Below are 7,207 nucleotides of genomic sequence, written 5' to 3' on the forward strand. Positions count from 1 at the left end.
CCTGTACACATACCCGAACCCGCCATTATAACTATAGAACCTGTTATATAGTTTATACTCTTTGACTCATCTACAGTACGTGTATATTTTAATAATGGGAAGTTAAAAGGTGATAAACCATCTTTTATCAATGACTGTGTTTTTTTATCAAGATATTCAGGGTATTTATTAAATACATCTTTAACATCTATTGCCATTGGACTATCTACAAAAACAAGTATATGTGGAATAATATCTTCCTTGAGAAACCTACTTAAAAAATAAAGAACCTCTTGTGCTCTTTCTATAGCAAAGGTAGGGATTACTATATTACCACCCTTTTTTACTGTTGTATTTATAACTTCCGCGAGTTCTATTCCTGCCAATTCTTCACTCGTATGGTCTCTATCTCCATAAGTGGACTCCATAAAAATAATATCTGCTTCTTCAAAAGTTGTGGGGTCTTTAAGTATAGGTTTGTTCCATCTTCCTATATCTCCTGAAAATACAAGTTTCTTTGTTCTTCCACCATCAAATCTCACTTCAACCTTTATCATTGCTGCACCTAATATATGTCCGGCATCATGAAAAGACACATAGACATCTTTGAAAATCTCAAATTCCTGTTCATAATGGTATGTTCTGAACAAAGGGAAAACAGTTTTTGCTTCTTCATATGTATATAGAGGGACAACAGGATAAGGTGCTTTTTTTCTTTCTTTAGAATGCCTTTTCCTTTTTTTCTCTGCATCTTCTTCCTGAAGTTTACCTGCATCCAGTAGTGCAATCTTTGTAATTTCAGCAGTGGGTTCTGTACAGTACACAGGACCATAAAAGCCATCTTTAACAAGTTTCGGCAAATATCCGCAATGGTCAAGATGTGCATGGGTAAGTATAACTGCATCTATAGAAGAAGGTGACACAGGGAAGGGTATCCAGTTTCTATCTTTTATATTCCTTTCCTGAAAGAGTCCACAATCAACCATAACCCTTCTACCCGATATTTCAAGAAGGAATTTAGAGCCCGTAACATTCTTTACACCACCTAAAAATTTGATTTTCATTTTGCCTCTAAATTGACAATATAACAGTTAAACTATAACATATCAAAGGATAGATAACAAGAAGAGAGAAAACTATGCGACTGGAAAACAGAAAGGCATATTTTAACTATGAGATACTTGAAAAATTGGAGGCAGGTCTTGTATTAAAAGGACCTGAGGTAAAGTCATTGAGAGAAGGTAAAGGAAGTATAAAAGAAACTTTTGCCAGAATTGAAAATGGAGAATGTTATCTCCATAACTTCTATATAGCACCATACCCTGCATCATTTGAAAAGATAGACCCTTTAAGAAAGAAAAAACTTTTACTTAATAAAGGAGAGATAAAACGTCTATCAAGAAAACTGGAAGAGAAAGGGCTGACAATTATACCACTTGCTGTATATTTTAACAAAAAAGGGCTGGCAAAGGTTGAGATAGCACTGGCAAAAGGTAAAAAACTTTATGATAAGAGGGCAAAGATAAAGGAAAGGGAACTACAGAGAGATATTGAAAGAAGGTTGAAACAGGGTTGACAGGCTAATTTTTGTATAGTTGCTGGTATAGTCTAAACTGCAGGTCCGCCTTTACACTCTTTTTGAAGAATCTCTATTGCTCTTTCCATATTTATATCAGGGGTATCTCTCCCAGGATAAATCTGTACATATGCAGCCCCACAGTTTGCAAATTTTTTTATCTGTTCTTCTAATTGATATTGATTATACTCTTTCATCTGTTTAGGAGTAACCTGTACCCAGAAGTTATGCCCCATAATCTCATACATCTCTTCAGTAGTGAGATTTTTTGCCTCTGCTCCGTGGAAAGAAGTAATATCAAGCATGTCTTTTGCTATACGAAGATGCTCTGCTGTAAGTAATTCACTATGCATATACCTTGTTTTTTTACCATCATAAAGTTTTTCATAATATGGGACTGCAAATTTTTTATACATTTCCGGCGAAAGAAGACCGGAAAAATCATCATATGTTGTTCCGTTTAAGTTTTCTCCACACAGGTTTTTGTCTACCTCAACCAGATGTCTATCAACATCAACAATAAAATCAAGCACTCTCTTTGCTTCTTCTGGTGCTTCAATCAACCACACAAAAATTGCATTTCCACTGATTTCGCAGGCAGTGGTTATAATACTACCCTGTGTCTCCCAGAATCTAACTTCATAGCCACATGACTTATAATACTGCCATGCCTCCCATCTTTTTGCCATAAGTCCTGCTTTTTTATAATCAGGGATTGAAAGTTTTTTTATATCATCCAGTTTACTCAATAACGGATTTTTACTGTCTATATAAGGCAATTCATCCTCTGAAGGATATAACACATCCATACCGAGAAAAGAAGGGATAAGAGATGAAGGAGAATCTATATAAGGAGTAATAAACTTTCCTACACCCCATTTTTTCTCAACATATTCTGCTGCTTTAATCTGTGCCTCAAGCATATTTACAGGTGCGTCATAATAATCAACATAACGCATCCCTGTATATTTTGTAATTGTTACATTACAGAAGGCAATATGCCATTTTGGTTCCACCTAAACTCCTCTATATTTTTACTGCGTTTTTTTATTTTTTAAAGGGTATATACAGTAATACCAATCAATATAGGTATAGTTAACTTTTCCTCACTGACAAAATCAATGGATTTTATTACTTTCTCCTGATACGGGTTTAACCACTCAAATACTCTTATATATCTCCACGGGTTTTTAACAAGAACTGGTTCCACCCGTATAGGTACAGGTTTAGATTCTTCTTCTTTTAAAGGCGCTGTCCACCAGTCGGCAATATTTTTCCCGCCTATAATAGGTATCTCTATATAAGTTCCGTCTTCATATTTAACTACATACTTGGCAAACGGCTCATTTCTTGTCCATGCAGAAGAATGGAGGAAATATACTGCCCTTGCTTTACTATTTACGGGAATGTTTCTAACAGCATCAGGGAGAAGGGGTGAGTTTTTGGATTTAAGAACAATTATTGCCTTCCCGTTGTTCTTCATTGGGTCAACAATTTCAAAAGGGACACCATAAAACTTCTGTTTACCAACAGGCATTGTTCTTAGGTCATTATTAGGTCCCTCATCTGTCCAACCACCTTTTCCATCTCCTGCAGAATCATCAGCAAAGCCCATGTTAGCAAATGGTTTAAGGTCTAATGGTTTCCATTGATAGTAAAGTGCTTCCTGCGAAATAAGAAAGTTATCTATATGAGAAGTTCCTGGTGTTTCAAAGGTTTCATCTTTTTCTGCAGTATATTCAGGAAGAGTGACCACTTTAATCTCTGCCTCTTCTAAAATTTTACATAATGCTTTGAAATTATCTTCCTTAAGGATGAAATAACATGGCTCTTCACCTATCTCTATAGAAATACGGTTCTTATCTGTCTTGACAGGACTTTTAGGATTTCCAAAGAGGTTCCTTATCTCTATTTTTGAAGGTAGAGATAACAACACCTTACATTTTGGTTCTGCCCATATAACCGCTATTGTTTTATCTTTTCCCTCAAATATATGTCCCCTCATCAGTAAATCTTTTGGTACTCCTGTGGTTTTTAATTTAGATGTCTTCCAGTCATAGGGGATAAATATTGATTTTTCATTTGTTCTCTGCCACTCAATCTTCCATTTCATATCCTCCAAAAGCCATGCCATTGCTGCATAAGAAAATCCCATGGGCTTTGGAACCCCTGTTATCTCTGCCATTCCATAATCAACATATGCTCGGTGTGGTTCTATTGACATCTCTCTCATATAATAAAAGAAATGTTTTTGAACTCCCCGAGACATCCAAGAACAATATATTTTAACAAGTTGTTCTGCTGCTTCTCTATAATTAAGCGGTGGGGTTCTTTGGTCTATTGGGGGTAGTTGTGGAATTTCAAGGTCAGAGAAAAATGTAGTGCTTTGAAGTCCACTTTCTGTAAACCATATAGGTTTACGCTCACCATATTTGTCCATTAACTCATAGAACTCCTCAACCTGTGCCTGTGCCCGTTCAGGACGCAGTTCTAAATCAAATATCGGATGTACATCAAAAATGTCCATATATTTCAATGCCCCTAAAGATAAAACTTCTTCATTCCACTTTCTGGCAGTTGAGGATGTTCCACCAAGTCCTAAGACTTTACATTCAGGGTCTACCTCTTTACATGTTTCATAAGTAATTTTAAGAAGTTTTACATATTCCTCTGTTGTGCCTCTCCAGCATCCGGTATGTAGTGGCTCATTCCATGCCTCCCAGTATTTTATTCTATCTTTATAGTGCTGTACTGTCTTCTGGACATAATTTCTGTAATCATTCCAGTCCTTGGGTGGATACGCTCTATAGTAGATATTATCTTCAGGCCAGTCATCTGGGACCCTCGCTGCCCACCTGGGTGTCCACATGAAAACACCGAGTATGTTCATGTTTCTGTCAGCGGCAAGGTCAATATCTTTCTCTAACCTGAACTCAAAATTTCCCTTTGATGGCTCTACATATAACCACCATGTTGACTGTATCATATCCAAACATCTTACCCATTTAACCCCTATTTTCTTGCATGTATCTAGGTTTCTTGTGGAACCAAACATATGCGGATGATGTCCAAAGAAAGAGTCTGGCTTGGGTCCTCTCTTAGGAAGGTCTTCAGGGACACACCCGAAGGTTATCACATCTTTTCCAAATCTTCTTTTCTCTCCTCCTATCTCTGCTTCATACTCTGCTCTTATCTTATAAGGTCCGAAGTCCTTAACTGAAAATGACACAATATCTTTTAAAGATTCTCTTGCTTTCAAAGAAAGATGATGGGTTTTTTCTTCTTTTTTAACTCCGTAATAGTCCAGAAGGAGATATTTTATTTCTACTTCAAATTCTCTATCTAACAGGTTTTTTATGGGAACCTCACAAGAAAAAACCTCATCCGGTACCACCACTCCCTCTGGAGGGCTGGGTTTACCCACCTCAATTAGAAGGGGTGTCAGATGTGCTGTTTTTTTTTCCTGTATTGAAATCTGTTGGATACCTTTGAAAACTTTCTGTATATCTTCCCCTGTCAGTGCTTCAGGATATATAACCAACTCATCATAGACCCCCGGAGCAATCCTTTCTGTATTTGACCTGCCACCGAGTATTATATAATTAGCATGAAATGCTTCCTTTCCCAGTAATACACCCAGTCCTTCTTTTACCTCTGCAAGCAACTGTCCATTAACATATATCGCTTTATAATTCTTTTCCTTATCCCAGACAACCGCCATATGTATCCACTCACCTTTTTTGAGAAATGGTGATGCGCCTCCTGGGGAGTAGTTCCACTTCCATTGACTGTCCTGTGGGTCAACACCCCCTGTAGCGAAGTATATAGCCCGGTATTGTCTCTGCCAGTAAAACAAAAAAGTCGTTCCTCCATCAGTGCCTATAGTTAGAAACTGTCTGTATTCTTCTCCTGTATCTTCTTCATTGGACCAATCGGGCTTAAACCAAAAGCATATTGTCCCTTTTTCTGGTTTTGCATTTGCTTCTGCCCAGTAGTATACAGGAGGAGCACTCCCATCTGTCCTCACAAGAAGCCCTTTACCTTTCTTCCCTTCTGTAAACTGCCATATAAACTTTTTGGGTATGTCTTTACTTCCCTTTGCTATTACAGGACTGACAGAATCTTCAAAAGAGGCATAAAAGGAAGGTTCTAATGATATCTGTTCATTTCCAAAAAGATATCCTGTACACAACAGACACACTACCCATATTATCTTTCTCCATCTCATCCTAACCTCCTTTCAAAAATTCTTACTGACCTGTGGGAGTCCACCAGGCAGGATAACTATTATTTATTTCTGCCTGTTTATGCCAGGAAACATGGAAATCAGCAAATAGACAGTTTGCGCCGCCATTGTGGAGTTTACCAGGTGCCCCACACCATCCGTTACCTATAAGTGAAACCAACCAGTTATTCCCACCCGCATCTACATCTCTATCACTGTCAAGGACTAAAAGACACTGACTGGGCTTTTTAATTATAGTATACTTTTTTGCCCTATGTACATTTTGATAGAGAGTAATTTGATTAACCCCATAAGCCCGTAGTCCTAAGACAGTCGTAATATTGAAGGTAACATTCCGTGCCTCTGGACACCAGAAGGGTGTTTTGCGGACTGAGACATGGCGCGTTGGTGCTGGTGGGGGTAGTTGTCCTTTACCTTCTGGCCAGAGATACATAATATAAAGAAGGTTGTCCCATCTTGCCTCAGTAGTAATACTTCCGTTTGGATTTGATGCAAACTTCACATATGTAGGTGGCATATATTCTTCATTATCCTGCATATACATAGCAAATAGTGTTCCTATCTGTTTAAGATTACTCACGCAGACCGCTTGCCTTGCTCTCGCCCTTGCCTGTGAAAGTGCAGGTAGCAAAATTGCTGCGAGGATTGCAATTATTGCCACAACTACCAGCAACTCTATCAGGGTGAACCCTTTCACCCTTACTGCATCTTTCCATCTTTTCATCTTACACCTCCATTTTCTGTTATCTATTCTAAACAGAGCCACCTGGCTCTGATAACACAGGGATATTCTCTCTCTTGTACACCACTTCCACAGGTAAAAATATCTTCTCTGTCTTTTTTTCAAATATCTGCTTCTTCAACAATTCAAAAGCAACACTCCCTAACTTTTCATAAGGTAGATAAATATAAAAAGGATATGAAATATGCCTGTCAACACACGGAATAACTGTAGGTTTCCACCCATCTGTCTTTGTCTCTTTCATAAACCTCATTGCCCCTTCCCCTGCCATCACAGAAACAAATATCAGCGCATCTGGCCTTTTATATTCTGGAAGTGAACAATATTCTTTCACTGCTTTATAACCATCTGCCTGAGTAATAACATCATCTTTTATTAACCATTCTTTAGAAGAGATTCTTTTTCTTACAAAAAATTCTTCATAACCCTCTATTACATATTCCCTGCTTCTCTTTGTCGTTTCTCCCCCTTTTGCTCCTACCACAACCGCTATCTTCTTTTTCCCTTCCTCCCATAATCTCTCACACAAACTTTTTATCGTGTCTTTAAAATTGAAAGTAACAGAAGAAACCTCTGCCTCTGGGTAGACATTATATACAGAAACAACTGGTATCCTCTCTTCAATAAAAAATCTTATATCTGAAGATGGAAGTGGAGAAAGAAT

The 7,207-nt window shown here is 37.8% G+C and carries 6 protein-coding genes and 1 pseudogene; 1 reads left to right on the forward strand and 6 read right to left on the reverse strand.

Going from position 1 to position 7,207, the window contains the following annotated elements; all coding sequences use genetic code 11:
• On the reverse strand, positions 1-1,043 hold a 1,043-nt coding region (locus N3D17_07400; GenBank protein ID MCX8083193.1), incomplete at its 3' end, for an MBL fold metallo-hydrolase.
• Between the two features lie 74 nt (positions 1,044-1,117).
• Here N3D17_07400 and smpB point away from each other — a divergent pair.
• Positions 1,118-1,555, forward strand: coding sequence for an SsrA-binding protein SmpB (gene smpB / locus N3D17_07405; protein ID MCX8083194.1), 438 nt, complete (start codon positions 1,118-1,120; stop codon positions 1,553-1,555).
• Positions 1,556-1,587: 32 nt separating this feature from the next.
• Here smpB and N3D17_07410 read toward each other — a convergent pair whose 3' ends face one another.
• The 5 genes and pseudogenes from N3D17_07410 to N3D17_07430 form a co-directional block, all read right to left on the reverse strand.
• Complete coding sequence (locus N3D17_07410) at positions 1,588-2,571, reverse strand: hypothetical protein (protein MCX8083195.1); 984 nt, start codon at positions 2,569-2,571, stop codon at positions 1,588-1,590.
• Positions 2,572-2,609: 38 nt separating this feature from the next.
• On the reverse strand, positions 2,610-5,783 hold the full coding sequence (locus N3D17_07415) for a hypothetical protein (GenBank protein MCX8083196.1): 3,174 nt from the start codon (positions 5,781-5,783) through the stop codon (positions 2,610-2,612).
• A gap of 22 nt (positions 5,784-5,805) precedes the next feature.
• Positions 5,806-6,234 (reverse strand): hypothetical protein, encoded by a 429-nt coding sequence (locus tag N3D17_07420; GenBank protein MCX8083197.1) that lies wholly within the window; start codon positions 6,232-6,234, stop codon positions 5,806-5,808.
• 186 nt (positions 6,235-6,420) lie between these two features.
• Positions 6,421-6,525, reverse strand: a pseudogene (locus tag N3D17_07425) (prepilin-type N-terminal cleavage/methylation domain-containing protein).
• 28 nt (positions 6,526-6,553) lie between these two features.
• A partial coding sequence (locus N3D17_07430; GenBank protein ID MCX8083198.1) for a hypothetical protein occupies positions 6,554-7,207 on the reverse strand: 654 nt, incomplete at its 5' end.

It is taken from the genome of bacterium, from assembly GCA_026414725.1.
Classification (GTDB): Bacteria; Ratteibacteria; UBA8468; order B48-G9; family JAFGKM01; genus JAAYXZ01.